This window comes from Streptomyces sp. NPDC017943, from assembly GCF_044328425.1.
GTDB lineage: Bacteria > Actinomycetota > Actinomycetes > Streptomycetales > Streptomycetaceae > Streptomyces > Streptomyces djakartensis_A.
Window position 1 is genome coordinate 345717 of record NZ_JBIRHH010000004.1, and the last position, 15525, is coordinate 361241.

Annotated in this window: 19 protein-coding genes and 1 tRNA gene; 10 read left to right on the plus strand and 10 right to left on the minus strand. The window is 72.3% G+C overall.

What is annotated here, in order from left to right; genetic code table 11:
* The first annotated feature begins 100 nt into the window (after window positions 1-100).
* The 3 genes from ACH4C6_RS15140 to ACH4C6_RS15150 all read left to right on the plus strand — a co-directional run bounded on the left by ACH4C6_RS15140 (window position 101) and on the right by ACH4C6_RS15150 (window position 4153).
* Window positions 101-1540, plus strand: a complete 1440-nt coding sequence (locus tag ACH4C6_RS15140; protein WP_398109026.1) for an FG-GAP-like repeat-containing protein — start codon at window positions 101-103, stop codon at window positions 1538-1540.
* Window positions 1541-1592: 52 nt separating this feature from the next.
* Window positions 1593-3020, plus strand: coding sequence for a VCBS repeat-containing protein (locus ACH4C6_RS15145; protein ID WP_398109027.1), 1428 nt, complete (start codon window positions 1593-1595; stop codon window positions 3018-3020).
* Between the two features lie 83 nt (window positions 3021-3103).
* The gene (locus ACH4C6_RS15150) at window positions 3104-4153 is read left to right on the plus strand and encodes a Yip1 family protein (RefSeq protein WP_398109028.1); all 1050 of its coding nucleotides are present in this window, start codon (window positions 3104-3106) and stop codon (window positions 4151-4153) included.
* A 73-nt stretch (window positions 4154-4226) separates the two neighbouring features.
* Here the strand turns inward: ACH4C6_RS15150 and ACH4C6_RS15155 are convergent, their stop codons facing one another.
* On the minus strand, window positions 4227-4724 hold the full coding sequence (locus tag ACH4C6_RS15155) for a phosphoribosyltransferase (RefSeq protein WP_398109029.1): 498 nt from the start codon (window positions 4722-4724) through the stop codon (window positions 4227-4229).
* A gap of 52 nt (window positions 4725-4776) precedes the next feature.
* Window positions 4777-5352, minus strand: coding sequence for a dCTP deaminase (gene dcd, locus ACH4C6_RS15160; RefSeq protein ID WP_333932072.1), 576 nt, complete (start codon window positions 5350-5352; stop codon window positions 4777-4779).
* 545 nt (window positions 5353-5897) lie between these two features.
* Between dcd and ACH4C6_RS15165 the strand changes: the two genes are divergently transcribed.
* A tRNA-Gly gene (locus ACH4C6_RS15165) sits at window positions 5898-5971 on the plus strand.
* Window positions 5972-6110: 139 nt separating this feature from the next.
* Here the strand turns inward: ACH4C6_RS15165 and ACH4C6_RS15170 are convergent.
* The gene (locus ACH4C6_RS15170) at window positions 6111-6554 is read right to left on the minus strand and encodes a PIN domain-containing protein (RefSeq protein WP_398109030.1); all 444 of its coding nucleotides are present in this window, start codon (window positions 6552-6554) and stop codon (window positions 6111-6113) included.
* The gene (locus ACH4C6_RS15175; RefSeq protein WP_398109031.1) at window positions 6551-6817 is read right to left on the minus strand and encodes a CopG family transcriptional regulator; all 267 of its coding nucleotides are present in this window, start codon (window positions 6815-6817) and stop codon (window positions 6551-6553) included. The genes ACH4C6_RS15170 and ACH4C6_RS15175 overlap by 4 nt, the downstream gene beginning before the upstream one ends.
* Window positions 6818-6969: 152 nt before the next feature.
* On the opposite strand from ACH4C6_RS15175, the gene ACH4C6_RS15180 reads away from it, so the two are divergent.
* From ACH4C6_RS15180 to ACH4C6_RS15190, 3 genes are all read left to right on the plus strand, one after another.
* Window positions 6970-7386 carry a hypothetical protein gene (locus ACH4C6_RS15180; RefSeq protein ID WP_398109032.1) on the plus strand — a complete coding sequence of 139 codons (417 nt, stop codon included), beginning with the start codon at window positions 6970-6972 and terminating at the stop codon, window positions 7384-7386.
* 44 nt (window positions 7387-7430) lie between these two features.
* Window positions 7431-8018 (plus strand): hypothetical protein, encoded by a 588-nt coding sequence (locus ACH4C6_RS15185; RefSeq protein WP_398109033.1) that lies wholly within the window; start codon window positions 7431-7433, stop codon window positions 8016-8018.
* 99 nt (window positions 8019-8117) lie between these two features.
* Window positions 8118-8336 carry a hypothetical protein gene (locus ACH4C6_RS15190; protein WP_398109034.1) on the plus strand — a complete coding sequence of 73 codons (219 nt, stop codon included), beginning with the start codon at window positions 8118-8120 and terminating at the stop codon, window positions 8334-8336.
* 11 nt (window positions 8337-8347) lie between these two features.
* Here ACH4C6_RS15190 and ACH4C6_RS15195 read toward each other — a convergent pair whose 3' ends face one another.
* The 4 genes from ACH4C6_RS15195 to ACH4C6_RS15210 form a co-directional block, all read right to left on the minus strand.
* Complete coding sequence (locus ACH4C6_RS15195; protein ID WP_398109035.1) at window positions 8348-8572, minus strand: hypothetical protein; 225 nt, start codon at window positions 8570-8572, stop codon at window positions 8348-8350.
* Between the two features lie 44 nt (window positions 8573-8616).
* Window positions 8617-8850, minus strand: coding sequence for a hypothetical protein (locus ACH4C6_RS15200; RefSeq protein ID WP_398109036.1), 234 nt, complete (start codon window positions 8848-8850; stop codon window positions 8617-8619).
* 88 nt (window positions 8851-8938) lie between these two features.
* The gene (locus ACH4C6_RS15205; protein ID WP_398109037.1) at window positions 8939-10291 is read right to left on the minus strand and encodes a phosphatase PAP2 family protein; all 1353 of its coding nucleotides are present in this window, start codon (window positions 10289-10291) and stop codon (window positions 8939-8941) included.
* Between the two features lie 116 nt (window positions 10292-10407).
* Entirely contained in the window at window positions 10408-10797 is a 390-nt protein-coding gene (locus ACH4C6_RS15210) for a MerR family transcriptional regulator (protein ID WP_398109348.1), read from the minus strand.
* Between the two features lie 372 nt (window positions 10798-11169).
* Between ACH4C6_RS15210 and ACH4C6_RS15215 the strand changes: the two genes are divergently transcribed.
* Together ACH4C6_RS15215 and ACH4C6_RS15220 are read left to right on the plus strand one after the other, a co-directional pair.
* Window positions 11170-12714 (plus strand): SulP family inorganic anion transporter, encoded by a 1545-nt coding sequence (locus ACH4C6_RS15215; protein WP_398109038.1) that lies wholly within the window; start codon window positions 11170-11172, stop codon window positions 12712-12714.
* 146 nt (window positions 12715-12860) lie between these two features.
* Window positions 12861-13145 (plus strand): DUF4190 domain-containing protein, encoded by a 285-nt coding sequence (locus ACH4C6_RS15220; protein WP_398109039.1) that lies wholly within the window; start codon window positions 12861-12863, stop codon window positions 13143-13145.
* Window positions 13146-13250: 105 nt separating this feature from the next.
* On the opposite strand, the gene ACH4C6_RS15225 is transcribed toward ACH4C6_RS15220, so the two are convergent.
* Complete coding sequence (locus ACH4C6_RS15225) at window positions 13251-13805, minus strand: CGNR zinc finger domain-containing protein (RefSeq protein ID WP_398109040.1); 555 nt, start codon at window positions 13803-13805, stop codon at window positions 13251-13253.
* A gap of 45 nt (window positions 13806-13850) precedes the next feature.
* Window positions 13851-14096, minus strand: coding sequence for a hypothetical protein (locus tag ACH4C6_RS15230; RefSeq protein WP_398109041.1), 246 nt, complete (start codon window positions 14094-14096; stop codon window positions 13851-13853).
* A 447-nt stretch (window positions 14097-14543) separates the two neighbouring features.
* On the opposite strand from ACH4C6_RS15230, the gene ACH4C6_RS15235 reads away from it, so the two are divergent.
* Entirely contained in the window at window positions 14544-15326 is a 783-nt protein-coding gene (locus ACH4C6_RS15235) for a TSUP family transporter (RefSeq protein WP_398109042.1), read from the plus strand.
* The last annotated feature ends 199 nt before the right edge of the window (window positions 15327-15525 follow it).

The following is a 15525-nucleotide window of genomic DNA, read 5'->3' on the forward strand; positions in this document are numbered from 1 at the left end:
CGGCGACCCGCGCGACGAGCGCGACCAGCGCCACCGACGAGACAGCCCACGACAAGACAGCCCACGACCAGACAGCCGACGACGGGGACCGAACGAACCGATGCGCACCCGCACCCTCCTCCTGGCCACGACCCTCACCACGGGCCTCCTCACGGCCCTCCCGGCGACGGCGACCGCCGCGCCCACCGCCCCCTCCGGCCTGTCCGGCGACTTCAACGGCGACGGCCACCGCGACCTGGTGATCGCCGCGCCGCTCGGCAAGGTCGGCGGCAGGACGGCGGCCGGGTACGTCGCCGTCGTGTACGGCACCTCCGCCGGCCTGAACAGCTCCAAGCGGCAGATCATCAGCCAGGCCACCGACGGCGTCCCGGGCGTGCCCGAGGCGCAGGACTACTTCGGCGACCGGATGACCACCGGCGACCTGGACGGCGACGGCTACACCGACCTGATCGTCGGCGTGCACGCCGAGCGCATCGGCTCCACGGACGACTCGGGCGTCATCACCGTCGTCTGGGGCGGTGCGGGCGGTCTCACGACGGCGACGGACCTGACCGGTCCGCTCCCCGAGTACCGCAACGAACTGGGCTGGTCCGTGGCCACCGGCGACTTCGACGGCGACGGCGACACGGACCTGGCCGCGGCCAACGTGGCCTCCCCCGAACTGAACCTCTTCAAGGGGCCGTTCACCCGCGCCGGCAGGGCCGCCGGACACACCGGCATCGACACCCAGGCCCGGTCCGGCGTCAACACCGACCGGATCGTCGCGGGAGACGTCACCGGCGACGGCCGCGCGGAACTGCTGGTCATGGGCCAGGAGGCGTCCGGCGACGACTACCGCACCCGCAGTGTGCTCTACAAGGGCACCGCCACCGGGCTGACGCCGGGCAGCAAGGTCGCCGGCGGCTACGACGCCGTCATCGCCGACGTGAACAAGGACGGCTTCGGCGACATCGTCACCGGCAACTTCATGGAGAAGTCGGCGACCGAGCCGAACGGCGGACCCGGCGGCGCGATCACCGTGACCTACGGCGCGGCCGGCGGGCTGAGCACCCGCACCCCCGTGCGCATCACCCAGGACACCACCGGTGTGCCCGGCGCCGCCGAGAAGAACGACCGCTTCGGCTGGAGCCTGTCGGCCGGTGACAGCAACGGCGACGGCTACGCCGACATCGCGGTCGGCGCCCCGTACGAGGCCATCGGCTCGCGGCGGCAGGCGGGCGCGGTCACGGTCCTGCGGGGCTCGGCGTCCGGCCTGACCGGCAGCGGCGCCAGGTCCTTCACCCAGGACACCGCGGGCGTCCCCGGCACCGCCGAGGCCTACGACTCCTTCGGCTCCGCCGTGCGGCTCACCGACGCGAGCGGCGACGGCCGCGCGGAGCTGGTGTCCAGCGCGCCCTTCGAGAACGACGGCAACGGCGCGGTGTGGCTGCTGAAGTCCACCTCGTCCGGCGTCACGGCCACCGGGTCCACGTCCTTCGGCGCCGCGACGGTGGCCGGCCCGGTCACGGGCGCCGCCTTCGGAGACGTCCTCGCGGGCTAGGGCCCGGGTCGGGGCCCCCACCCGCACACACCCCCAACCAGGAAGGTCACGCATGCGCAGGCACACAGCAGCCGCCCTGGCCGCCACCCTGCTGGCGGCCGGGCTCACCCCGGTGCTCCTCGCCGGACCGGCCTCCGCCGCACCCGCCGAATACGCCGACGACTTCAACGGCGACGGCTTCCGCGACCTGGCCACCGCCGCCCCCTACGCCCCCGTCGGCGGCCGGACCGACGCCGGTGCCGTGGTCGTCACCTACGGGTCTGCGAACGGCATCAGCGCCGCCCGGCGCACCGTCCTCACCCAGAACACCACCGGCATCCCCGGCACCGCCGAGCAGGGCGACCGCTTCGGCAAGGCCCTCACCTCCGGCGACCTGAACGCCGACGGCTACGCCGACCTCGTCATCGGCAGCACCGGCGAGGACGTCGGCTCCGACGCGGACGGCGGCTCCGTCACCGTCGTCTGGGGCGGCAAGAACGGCCTGTCCGGCGGCAGAACCGTCCCCGACCCGGCCGTGGCGGCCCACGACGAGTACGGCATGTCCCTGGCCGTCGGCGACTTCGACGGCGACCACCGCCCCGACCTCGCGACCGGCAGCACCGGCAGCGACGTCTGGATCCACCGCGCCTTCACCAAGACCTCGGGCTCCACGGCCCGCGTCGAGCTCGCCACCGGCCTCCAGCCCGGCAACAGCATCCGCGGCGCCCAGCACCTCGCCGCCGGGGACGTCGACGGCGACGGCACGGACGACCTGGTCGCCACCGGCAGCAGGGCGTCCACGTACGAGGACGGCAGCTTCGTCTACCTGGGCGGCGCCTCCGGCCTCACCGAGCAGACGTTCCTGGTGAGCGGCGGCTGGGAGGTCGCCGCGGTCGGCGACCTGGACAAGGACGGCTTCGCCGACGTGGTCACCGCGGCCTACGGCGGCGACGGCCGCAGCCTCGGCGGCTCGGTCAGCGTCTGGCCCGGCAGCGCCGACGGCGTCCGCAGCCGCCCGCAGACCACGATCAACCAGGCCACCGCCGGGGTCCCGGGCGCTGACGAGGAGGACGACTGGTTCGGCAACGACCTGTCCATCGCCGACGTGAACGGCGACGGCTACGGCGACCTGGCCGTCGGCACGATCCACGAGACCGTCGGCTCGGCGAAGATCGCCGGCAGCGTCACGGTGCTGCGCGGCTCGGCGGCCGGCCTGACCGGCACCGGCGCCCGGTCGTTCACGCAGAACACCGAGGGCGTCCCCGGCACCGCCGAGTCCGCCGACCGCTTCGGCTCCGCCGTCCGCCTGTCCGACCTCACCGGCGACGGCAAGGCCGACCTGTCGATCGGCTCCGACGGCGAGAACCACCCCTCCGGCGCGATCTACAGCCTGCGCGGATCCGCGTCGGGCATCACCACGAAGAACGCGGTCAGCTTCGGCCCCGGCTCCTTCGGCATGTCCACGACCGGCTACCTGAGGCTCGGCCAGGACATGCTCTAACCCACACCGGCGGGCGCCGGGCGACCCCCGTACGGCGGAACCCCGACGCCCCACCGACGCCCAAGGCCCCTGCCCCTTAAGGGATGTCACAGCTCGGCCGCAAAGCCGGGCCCGGAACCCCGGGCCCGGCACGCCACCGCGCGGGACCAGGTACGTTCGAAGACGTGGCTGGATTCAGGATCGGACGCGGCCGTAACAACGGCGCTCCTCAGACGCGACCGCACAACCCTCCGTACGGGCAGCAGACGCCGCAGGGGCCGTCCTACGGCTACCCGCAGGCGCCGCAGCCGTACCCGCAGCAGCCTCCGTACGGCGGCGGCAGCGGCGGCGGCCCGGGCTGGCCGCAGCCGAACGCCGGCCACGGCGGTCACGGCGGCGGGCACGGCGGTCACGGCGGTGGTTACGGCGGGCAGGGCGGCGAGCCGGAGTACTTCGGCGACGGCGCGTACCCGCCCGGCCCGCAGGGCCCGCAGGACCCGTACGCGGCCAACAACCCGGGCCACACCCAGGCCTTCTCCGTCGGAGAGGACCCCTACACCCAGGGCGACACCTACCGCGCCGGCTCCGCGGCCCCGCCGACCGGCCCGGTCGGCCCGCGCCTGCACTGGAAGGCCCTGCTGAAGGGGATCGTCCTCGCCCCGAACCAGACCTTCCTGCAGATGCGGGACTACGCCATGTGGGGCCCGGCCCTCATCGTGACGTTCCTCTACGGCCTGCTCGCGGTCTTCGGCTTCGACGGCGCCCGCGAGGACGCGATCAACGCGACCCTGTCGAACGCCATCCCCATCGTGCTGACGACGGCCGTCGCGATGGTGCTCAGCGCCTTCGTCCTGGGCGTGGTCACCCACACCCTGGCCCGCCAGCTCGGCGGCGACGGGGCCTGGCAGCCCACGGTCGGCCTGTCCATGCTGATCATGTCCCTCACGGACGCGCCGCGCCTGGTCTTCGCGATGTTCGCCGGCGGCGACGCGACGTTCGTGCAGCTGCTGGGCTGGGCCACCTGGGTCGCGGGCGGCCTGCTGCTCACGCTCATGGTCGGCCGCTCCCACGACCTGCCCTGGCCGAAGGCGCTCGGCGCGTCGGCGATCCAGCTGATCGCCCTGCTGTCGATCGTGAAGCTGGGCACGGTCTGAGACACCCGCACACGCGGGAAGGGGCTCCCCGAGGGGAGCCCTTTCCCGCGTCTCGTACCGCCCCGCGCTCGGCTCAGGCGTCGAGCACCTGCCCGTCCCGCCGCACGACGGGCGGCTCGACGGACCACGGGAAGTTGATCCACTCGTCGGTGCGCTTCCAGACGTACTCGCACTTCACCAGCGACTGCGACTTCTCGTAGACGACGGCGCTGCGCACCTCGGCGACGGTGTCGAGGCAGAAGTCGCGCACCAGCTTGAGTGTCTTGCCGGTGTCGGCGACGTCGTCGGTGATCAGCACCTTCTTCTGCGAGAAGTCGATCACGTTCGGCACGGGCGCCAGCATGACCGGCATCTCCAGGGTGGTGCCGACGCCCGTGTAGAACTCCACGTTGACCAGGTGGATGTTCTTGCAGTCCAGGGCGTAGGCGAGCCCGCCGGCCACGAAGACACCGCCGCGGGCGATGCTGAGCACGACGTCGGGTTCGTAGCCGTCGTCGGCGATGGTCTGCGCCAGCTCGCGCACGGCGACGCCGAACTTTTCGTAGGTCAGGTTCTCGCGTACGTCACTCATGCCGGTATCCCCTCGCCCGTCCTCTTGCCAGCGTCGCTCATCACCGGTCGGCTCACACCTGGGTCCGGTGGAAGTTCAGGAACGACCGGGAGGCGGTCGGCCCCCGCTGCCCCTGGTACCGCGACCCGTACCGCTCGCTGCCGTACGGGAAGTCGGCGGGCGAGGTCAGCCGGAACATGCACAGCTGCCCGATCTTCATGCCCGGCCAGAGCTTGATGGGCAGGGTGGCGAGGTTGGACAGCTCGAGGGTGACGTGCCCGCTGAAGCCCGGGTCGATGAAGCCGGCGGTGGAGTGCGTCACGAGGCCCAGCCGGCCGAGCGAGCTCTTGCCCTCCAGCCGGGAGGCCAGGTCGTCGGGCAGGGTGATGACCTCGTAGGTGCTGGCGAGGACGAACTCGCCGGGGTGCAGGATGAACGGCTCGTCCCCCTCCGGCTCCACGAGCCGGGTCAGATCGGCCTGCTCGATGGCCGGGTCGATGTGGGGGTGGCGGTGGTTCTCGAACACCCGGAAGTAGCGGTCCAGCCGCACATCGATGCTCGACGGCTGCACCATCGCGTCGTCATACGGATCGATACGCACCCGCCCGGCGTCGATCTCGGCCCGGATGTCCTTGTCTGAGAGAAGCACGCCCCGAGGATACGCAAGGCGCGCGGAGCGCCCGCAACCGGACGACTCCACGCGCCTGTGTACTGCCGTATGCCGGCGTATGCCTGCTTTGTCCGCTACGCCTGCGCTCCGCCGGGTTACTGCTTCTGCAGGGTCACCGGCACGACGCTCCGAAGCCGCGCACAACGCGGGCACCGGAGCAGCCGGCCGGGGCCGAGTCGCTCGGCCTTCTGCATCGGGAACGAAGCGGTGCTGAACACGTGCCCATCGGCACAACGGACGACGGTGCGCTCCATCAAGTCCAAGAGTCCCTTCCCCAAGAGCCGCGTCGGGCTGCTGCTCACCTGACGACAAAAGCCACAGTACGGGATCAAAGGGACGGCCCTCCAGGCGGCACTCCGGTGCCGTCGGGGGCCTCTTCGACCGCACCACCGTACGCTCCAACTCGGTTCCCCCGCAGCCGCATCCCATGCCTGAAACGGCCTCAGGCCCCACGGCATCAACACCGGGGGCCTGACATGAGGTAAAGTGGCGATCGCTCGGACACCGACTCGTCGGCGTCTTACGCGGGTGTAGTTTAATGGTAGAACATCAGCTTCCCAAGCTGAGAGCGCGAGTTCGATTCTCGTCACCCGCTCCATGCGAAACCCCCAGGCCAGAGGCCCGGGGGTTGTTTCATTGGGTGGCGTCGCTGCGGTCTGTCCGTCGACCGTGAACCCTGCCCCTCCATATACGTAAGCCCCCTGTCAGAACGGTGACTTGACCGCCGATGGGTCGCTTCAGAGGGGGAGGTCGTCAGGGAGCACTCGGAACGCCTTGTAGCGGCCCAACGGGCGTACGGCTCGGAAGTCCCGTCGGTCGAGGGTGAGGATCGCGTCCGTGTCGTAGTCGGCCGCGAGCGCCACGTTCACCGCGTCGGCGAGGTCGAGGTCCAGGGCGCGGTAGCGGACCCGGACGGACTGGGCGGCGCCGAGGTGGTCATCCGTGATCTCCGGCATCACGACCCGGCCCCGGCTCATCCAGCGTCGCAGATCGTCGACCGCACTGAGGGCAGCATCTCTGCCAAGCTCACGCGTCGCCACGTGATCCAGTTCGGCCAGCAGGAGCGGGGACATGACCAGCAGGCCGGCCGCCATGATCGCCTCGTTCGCCGCCCGGTGTTCCGGATGCGCCGAGTCCAGAGCTGCCAGAAGGCCGGACGTATCGGCGATGACAATGATCACGCTGCGGGTCCGGAGTCCGCGCCGGTCTCGCGTCGGACGGCTTCGGCGACCGTGTCCCGGACGTCCGACGTGGACAGCGTGCGCCCCGGCCCCGCGAAGGTGCGGGAGAACAGCGGCTCGTCCCAGACCCGGTTCGCCATGGCTGCGAGGTGGATGCCCTGACGGATGATCTCGGCCTCGCTGATGCCGCGGCGCTTGGCGGCCTCTTTGATGATCGCCAGGTCCTCGGGGTCGGCATATACGTTGGTGCGCTTCATGGACATGTACTAATTGTAGTCCATGTACCACAATGATGTATTCAGATGCAGCACCGTTTGTGAAGCGGCAGCCGAAGGGGGAGATGCGCGTGAGAGTTGGCCTACCGGCTGCTGGGCAACGAAGCGCCCGCGTCCCATGGGTCCGGCATCTCCTTGCCATGCATCTGAGCGGCGTCGTCCTGCTGCTCACCTTCCTCCTGCCGCCGCTGTGGATGCTGGATGCCGGTTACGCGGGCTCGGGCAGTAGCTCTACCGGTGATGCTCCCTTTGTTCTGCTTCTCGCCGTGCCGGTCGCGTGCGTGGGTCTCCACGTGTTCGTGCAGGTTCCCGCCGGGCTCGTCGGCGCGTGGTGGGGCAGGGGCCGCTCGGCGTTCGTCCGGTACGGCTGCGCGGTCCTGGTGGCGGGCGCCCTCGGTCTGCTCGCGTTGTGGAGCCTCGGGTGGGGTTCCTGGAGCAGCCTGGTGCCGGCGTGGGCCGACGCCATGGTGCGGGTCTCGCTCGGTCTGGCCGTGTACACGTGGGCCGTGCGAGCGCGGCCCGCATCGGTGCGGCGCGGGCGGCTCTCGAAGCGCTAGCTTGGAGCCTTCTTGCGGGTCTTCGTGCGAGGAAGGCAGGTTGCGTGGGCGGGAGTTGGGCCGGGCTGGTCGTCGCCGTCGTCGGTGTGGTGGGCACCCTGGGGGCCGCGCTGCTGACGCAGAACCGTGCCGATCGCACCAAGCGGCTGGAGTTGCAGGCCGCCGCCGAGCAGCGGCGTGAGGAACGGCAGCACGCCGAGGCGCTGTTGCGGGCCGAGCAGGCCCAGGTACGGCAGCGCGAGAGCCTCGACCTGCGGCGGCGGTGTTACATCGAGCTGAACACCGCGTCCCGGCAGTTCCTGACCACCATGAACAACTATCTGCACGCCCTTCGGCGCGACGGTGATGCCGACGCCGCGCTGGCGGAGTTGGAAGCCAGTCGGGCGGCCTACCGGGACCGCTACTCGGAGGCGCAGATGATCGCGCCACAGCCCGTGCTGCGCGCCTGCAGTGTCGCCAAGCACCGGCTGAATGCCGCGTACGGGAAGATCAAGCAGCAGGCGCCCGCCCTGTCCGGGTCGGCGGCCGGGCTCCAGGCTCTCGAGGACGAACTGCATCAGCAGGTCTGGCCCTGCGTGGGGGCGCAGAAGGACGCCATGCGTGCCGACCTCGGTGTCGACGACTCCCCTTAGCCGGCGCGCCCGTTTCGGCGAGTGGCCGTCGCATCCGTGGGGAAGGCTGCCCGTACGTCCTCGTGCGGGGCGCTGCCGGACCGATGGGGGGGAAGTCGCGTGCTGGAGATCGGCATGCTGTTCGGCGGGCTCGCGGGGATCGTCGTCGTGCTCGTCGTCGTGCTGCTGCGGCGGGGCAATAGCGCGACGGAGAACGCCGACGGGCTGCTCATCGAGCAGGCCCGGCGGATCGACGTCCAGGAGCAGCGGGCGAAGATCACCGGCTACGCCGTCAACGGGTTCCTGCCCTGGGACACCGACCGCCCTCGTCGTCCGTAGGACAGGCGGGCTCAGTCCGTCGGGTCCGGGCCCCAGACGTCCGGGCCCGTGCCGCGCCAGTCGATCCACGGGGCCCGCGCCACGTCCGACGGCTCCACGTCCAGGCCCGCCCGGCGGAGGAACTCCGCCACGTCGGCCAGGTTGTGGGCGAGGCCGAGGATCTCGCCGTCCACGCGCACGCGCCGGCCCCCGGAAGGTGACGGGGGGTGCACGATCACCCGGATCGGTCCGGCCATGTCTTCAGGATCGTCCGCGGTGTGGTCACCCGCATGCCGGCGCGTCATCGGGCGACCCGGCCGGACGTGTCCCCGGCCCGGTGGGCCAGCTCGCGCAGTTCCCACCAGGCGGCGGGGCTGGGGCGCCGCTGCCGCCAGTAGGGGTGGAAGAACGCCCGGACCGAGAGGCGGTGCAGGCGCCGGCGCAGTTCTGTGCGGCCGGGGCGGTCGGCGAGCTGACGGTAGGTGGCGCTCCACTCCCGCTGCACTCGGACGAGGTCGTCGGGAAACGTTCGCATGCTTCGAATTCAATCATGTGTTCGATTTTCGAGGCCAGCGGAAGCATCCGGGCGGTGGCTGTGCGGGCTCGGGGGGGTGCGGAGGCCGTCAGGCAGGTTCCGGTTGGGGTTCCGGACGCGGGGCCGGGGCGGGGGCCGGGTCCCACTGCCTGGTCGTGCGGAGGTAGCCGTAGACGACCGACACCATCGCCAGGACGAGGAGGGGTCCGGACACCTCCGGGTACCGGGCCAGCTGCATCGGCAGGTAGCGGTACGACAGCAGGAGCGCGACGAAGACGGCGGTGCCGTAGGCGACCAGCTGGATGCCGCGCCGGTCCCAGCCGTGCTGCGTGGCGCGCAGTGCCGCCTCGACCGTGAGGGCGAAGACGACACCGGCGATGAGGTCGACGCCGTAGTGGTAGCCGAAGCCGAGGGTCGCGGCGAGCGTGGTGACCAGCCAGAACGTGCCGGCGTAGCGCAGCAGCCGCGGGGCCCTGCGGGTGTGGACGAAGATCGCCACCGCCCAGGCCGTGTGCAGGCTGGGCATGCAGTTGCGCGGGGTGAGCCCGTCGTACGTCATGGGCAGCGGGGCCGTGAGCTGCGGTGACGTGTGGGGCCACAGGTCGGCCACGGCCCACTCGACGCCGCCCGTGCCGGAGGCGCCCGGGCCGTAGGCGAAGACGGGTCCGACGACCGGGAAGAGCATGTAGACGCCGGGCCCCAGAAGGCCGATGAGCAGGAAGGTGCGGACCAGGTGGTGGCGCGGGAAACGGCGCTCGACGGTCACGTGGCGCAGCTGGTAGGCGGCGACGACGACGGCCGCCACGGCGAGCTGGGCGTAGATCAGCTGGAGCACGTGCGTGCTGACCGGGTGGGTCGCCTCGACGATCCGGCCCGCGAGCCACGACGGGTTGCCCAGGGCGTGGTCGGCGGTCGCGACGTACTGGTCGAGCACGGCCGGGCGGGTCTTGGCGGTGATGAACAGCCAGGCGTCACCGGTCTTGCGGGCGGCGACCAGCAGCAGGCCCAGCCCCACGCCCTTCAGGAGCAGGACGCGCTCCTCGCCGGTGCGGCGCGTGACGGCGACGAAGGCCGTGGCCAGCATCACCCACAGCGCGCCGGTGCCGGCGGAGTGGCCGTCGGGCGCCTCGGCTCCCGCCGCCCAGCGCACCAGCAGCAGGACGGCGTCGATGCCGAGCGCCGCGCCGGCCGCCAGGAACCGCTGCCGCCAGGTGAGCACCACCATCATCAGCACCAGGCCGCCGTACAGCGGGCCCGGCTTGGGGGCGAGGACCAGGGCGCTCACCTGGGTGGTGAGCGGTCCGGGTTCGCCGTAGCGGCGGGAGGCGATCTCCAGTGCGGTGAGGAAACCAAGCGCCACCACGGCCGCCGCGCCCCAGAGCACCGCGCGTCCGTGGCGCCACGGGGCCGACGAGGCCGTGCCGCCTATTCGCGAAACCACGCGCGCTGCTCCTGCTGTCGATCCGACGGCCGGTCCGTGCGGACCGCCGAGTGGAGGGGAGGCGATGGGGGCGCCATCGCGGGCTCGAACATGCTATCGGCGAGGCGAAGGGGGCGTCAGTGGCCCGCGGAGGCGGCCAGGCGCTCCGCCAGCGTCGCGGCGAAGTCCTCGGCCCGGGACAGCTGGACGCGCAGGTCCTCCACCCTGCGCCGGGCTGCCTGTTCGTAGCCGCGGAGGCGGTCGAGGAGTTCCCCGCGCGCCTGCGGGCCGAGCTCCTCGCCGGAGTCGAGGCGGTCGGTGGCCTCCAGCAGGGCGCGCATCTCGTCGAGGGTGAAGCCGAGCGGCTTCATGCGGCGGATGACCATGAGGCGGGCGACGTCGGCCTCGGTGTAGAGGCGGAATCCGCCCTGGGACCGCGCCGACGGGATGACCAGGCCGGTCTCCTCGTAGTGCCGGATGGTGCGCAGCGACAACTCGGTCCGGGCGGCGACCTCGCCGATCTGCATGTGCTCGCCGGTCCGCATCTGCTCACCGGCCCGCATCTGCTCGCCGGTCCGCAAGTGCTCGCCGGCCCGCATCTGCTCGCCGGTCCGCAAGTGCTCGCCGGTCCGCATGTGCTCGCTGCTCACGCCGTGCCTTCCTCGTCTCTCGCCGGGCCGGCCCCGGGCCGGGAGGTCCCGCTTCGATCTCTACCCTAACGTCAGGGTAGAGTTGCCCCGGTCGGGGCCGCCGGCTGTCCGCCGTGTCCGTTCCCGTCGCGTCCTCAGGTCCTCATGGTGCGGGACGCCGTCCCGCCGCCGTGCGTTGCCTCGGGGCCGACTTCGCCCCCGCCCCCGCCGCCGCCGTCCGCCGCATCCCTCCTCCGCGCGCCCGTCCCGATGCCGGGTGCCCGAGCACGACAGGTGTCCTTCGTCTTGTCCTTTCCCGCCCTCTCCCCGACCGGTCGGCTGCGCGGCCTGCGGCGTCCGTCCTGGCTGTCCGACCCGAAGGTGCTGCGCACCGAGGTGCTGGCCGGGCTGGTGGTCGCCCTGGCACTGATCCCGGAGGCGATCTCCTTCTCGGTCATCGCCGGGGTCGACCCGGCCGTCGGGCTGTTCGCCTCGTTCACGATGGCCGTGACGATCGCGGTCGTCGGCGGCCGGCCCGCGATGATCTCGGCGGCCACCGGCGCCGTCGCGCTGGTGATCGCCCCGCTCAACCGGGAGCACGGCTTCGGCCATCTCGTCGCCGCGGTCATCCTGGCCGGCGTCCTGCAGATCGTGCTCGGCGCGCTGGGCGTGGCGAAGCTGATGCGGTTCGTGCCGCGCAGCGTGATGGTCGGGTTCGTCAACTCCCTCGCCGTTCTGATCTTCATGGCGCAGGTGCCGGAGATGACGGACGTGCCCTGGCCGGTCTATCCGCTGATCGCCGCGGGGCTGGCGCTGCTGATCCTCTTCCCGAGAGTCACACGCGTGGTGCCGGCGCCGCTGGTGTCGATCGTCGTCCTCACGGTCCTCACCGTCGCCGCGGGCATCGCCGTGCCGACCGTGGGCGACCGGGGTGAGCTGCCGTCCTCGCTCCCGGTGCCCGGGCTGCCGGACGTGCCGTTCACGCTGGACACGCTCAGGACCGTCGCGCCCTACGCGCTCGCCATGGCCCTGGTGGGGCTGATGGAGTCGCTGATGACGGCCAAGCTGGTCGACGACATCACCGACACGCGCTCCTCCAAGACCCGCGAGTCCGTCGGGCAGGGCGTGGCCAACATCGTCACCGGTCTGTTCGGCGGCATGGGCGGGTGCGCCATGATCGGCCAGACGATGATCAACGTGCGGGTGTCCGGCGCGCGGACGCGGCTGTCGACGTTCCTGGCCGGGGCGTTCCTGATGGTGCTCTGCGTCGTCTTCGGGCCGGTGGTCTCCGACATCCCGATGGCCGCACTCGTCGCCGTGATGGTGATGGTGTCGGTGGGGACGTTCGACTGGCACTCCGTCGCGCCGAGGACGCTGCGGCGGATGCCGGCCGGGGAGATCGCGGTGATGGCCGTCACCGTGGTGTGCGTGGTCGCGACGCACAACCTCGCCATCGGGGTCGTCGTCGGCTCGGTGACCGCGATGGTCGTCTTCGCCCGGCGCGTCGCCCGGTTCGCCGACGTCACGGCGGTCACCGACCCCGACGGCGGATCCGTCGTCTACCGCGTCACCGGTGAGCTGTTCTTCGCCTCCTCCAACGACCTCGTCGGCCGCTTCCGGTACGCCACCGATCCCGACCGGGTCGTCATCGACCTGTCCGCCGCGCACATCTGGGACGCCTCGTCGGTGGCGGCACTGGACGCCGTCGAGACCAAGTACGCCCAGCGCGGCAAGGCGGTCGAGATCACCGGCCTGAACGAGGCCAGTGCCCGGATGCACCGCTCGCTGAGCGGTGAGCTCACGGGCGGTCAGTGAGCCGCCGCCCCGAGCGTCACTCCGCAGGAGCTTCACAGTTGCGGATCCATGGACATGGGACCGTCACACAGGGGCATTCGGATGTCGTCAAGAGTGAGGAGAGTGCGGCCCGTTCGGTCCGTGCAACCGACAACTGGGAGTATCCAATGGCGACTTACGGCGGTTCCTCTGCCGCGTCCGGATCGCGCACCAACGGCCTGGCCATCGCGAGCCTGTGCTGCGGCATCATCGGCCTGTTCTTCCTGAACATCATCCTGGGCCCGCTGGCCATCGTCTTCGGTGCCGTCGCCCGCCGCCAGGCGTCGGTCAAGAACGGCGCCGGCATGGCGAAGGCCGGCATCATCCTCGGTGTCGTCGACGTCGTCCTGTGGCTGATCCTGCTGGCCGTCGCCGCCAACAACGGTGGATTCAGCTGGTACGTGGGCGGCTGACGCAGCGCCCCGCAGACCCGGGGTCCGCGGGCGGGCGCAGGCCGGACACCGGCCGCCCCCCGCACGACCCGGCAGCCGCGGTCACGGACGGACCGGACGGGTCCGTCAGTGGGCCGCGGCTGTCTTCTTGCGCGCGCGGTACGCCGCCGCCTTGATCTTGTTGCCGCACGAGTCCATCCCGCACCACTGCCGGCGCATCCCGCGTGAGCGGTCGAGGTAGACGCGGGTGCACTCGGGATTGCCGCACTCCTTCAGCAGCGGCACGTCCTCGCCGCTCAGCAGCTCGACGGCGAGCCGGGCCACCGTCGACAGGGCCTCCTCGGGCGTCGCCTGCGTCCACCGGCCCGCCGGGGTGAGCTGGGGGACGGCGGGTGGCCTGCGTGCCGCGTTGTTCAGGACGGTCAGCGCCGTCTTCTCGTACTCCTCGCCGAGCCGGCGGGCCGTGACCAGCCGGTACACGGCCTCGCGCACGGCTTTCGCGTCCTCCACGTCCGCCTCGCGGCACGGGGAGACCGCGTCGACGACGCCGGACTCCACGTACCAGGCGTTCAGCCGGTCCGGCGTCGCGAACATCTCGAACCGCACCGTCCGGCGCGCCCGGAGCGTGGCCGCGAAGTCGAGGGCCGGGTTCCCGCACACGAAGACATGATCGAGATTCACATCACCATCCTGGCCGGTGAGCGTCGCCGGTGGCAAGGCGAGGGTTCACAGGCCGAGGTCGGCCGCGAGGCAGGCGAACACCCGCCAGGACCCCTCGGGATCCGAGCCGTACCGGGCCGGGTCGTTCGGGGCGGCGGGCCTCTCCTCGACCAGGTCCTCGGGCCTGATCCGGGCGGGCAGCGCGCCGAACCGGGCGCGGCGGGCCGCCGCGGCGACATCCGGTGGGCGGGGGATGCCGGGGGTGCGGAAGGTGCTGGTGCGGGTGTCCGTCCCGGTGCCGAGCTGATCCATGAGCGTGAGCTCCCTTCGGGTGCTGCCGAGTGCGTGACCGGTCGTGCGGGCGCGGGGTGCCGAGCGGTACGTCACCTGTCGAACAGGTGGTCTGCCCCGGGGCACCCGTCGCGCCCGCCGACTGAGGGAATCCGCCTCTCCCCGGCCGTCCTGCGCACGACCGGTGCCACGCCCCGACTGTGACACGCCGCGAGTCACCGGTCAAGGCAGTGACTCAGTCCCTATCAGCGCCATAAGTACGGATGAGGTCACCGGCTCGACAGGTGATGCTCGGCACCGTGCGGCCGTCTCCGCGGAGGTCGTCCCCCACGCCGGGAACGACGAGTCCGGCCCGGCCGCCCTGCGCCGCGGCCGGATACTGGCGGGGTGGCCGGGTGGCCGAGGGGCCGGGTGGCCGAGGGGCCGGGCTCGAACGGTCCGGGCCGCCCGGGCGGTGAAGGAGGCGCGGTGGAGTGGGGAAGCGGAGCGTTGGGGTTCGCGGCGGGCGTGGTGATCTCGCTGGTCACCGCACCCGTCGGGGTCTCCGGGGCGGTGTTCCTGCTGCCCGTGCAGCTCAGCGTGCTCGCCGTGCCCAGCCCGTCGGTCACGCCGACGAACCTGCTGTACAACGTCGTCGCCGGTCCCGGTGCGCTGCTGCGCTACCGCCGGGACGGGGTGCTCGGCGGTCCGCTCACCCGGCGGCTCGTCGCGGGGACCGTGCCCGGGGTGGTCCTCGGCGCGCTCGTCCGCGTCTTCGCGCTGCCCGGCCCGGTCGTCTTCCGGGCCCTGGTCGCCGTGCTGCTGCTCCCCCTCGGGCTGTGGCTCGTCGTGCGTACGCTGCGCCCGGCCCGCCGGCGCGGGCCCGCGGAACCGTCCGGCCGGTCGGTGAGCGCGGTGGCCGTGGCGGTCGGCGTGGTCGGCGGCGTGTACGGCATCGGCGGCGGTTCCCTGCTCGGGCCGCTGCTGGTCGGCCGGGGCATGCCCGTGGCCCGGGTCGCCCCGGCCGCGCTCGCCGCGACCTTCGTGACCTCGCTGGTGGGTGCCGGCACGTACGCCGTGCTGTCGCTGACCGGAGGTGAGGACATCGCGCCCGACTGGCTGCTCGGGTGCGCCTGCGGCCTGGGCGGTCTGACCGGCGGCTACCTCGGCGCCCGCCTCCAGCCCCTCCTGCCCGAGCGGTTCCTGAGGCTGTTGCTCGGCACCCTCGCCGCGTCCGTCGGCGCGCTCTATGCGGTGCAGGCGGTGCGCTGACGTGCACGGACGCGCAGCGCGGACGCACAGCGCGGGCTAGCGGCGCGGGCGAGCGGCCGCGTGGCCGACGGGGACGGCGGGGGGAGGCGGCGCGACGCCCCCCGCTCAGCCCGGCGCGCCGTGGGCAGATCGGCGGCTGACCTGGAGTGGAGTGGGGTGGAGTGGGGTGGCCGGGCCGCCGGTGCGTGCCGGCGGCCGC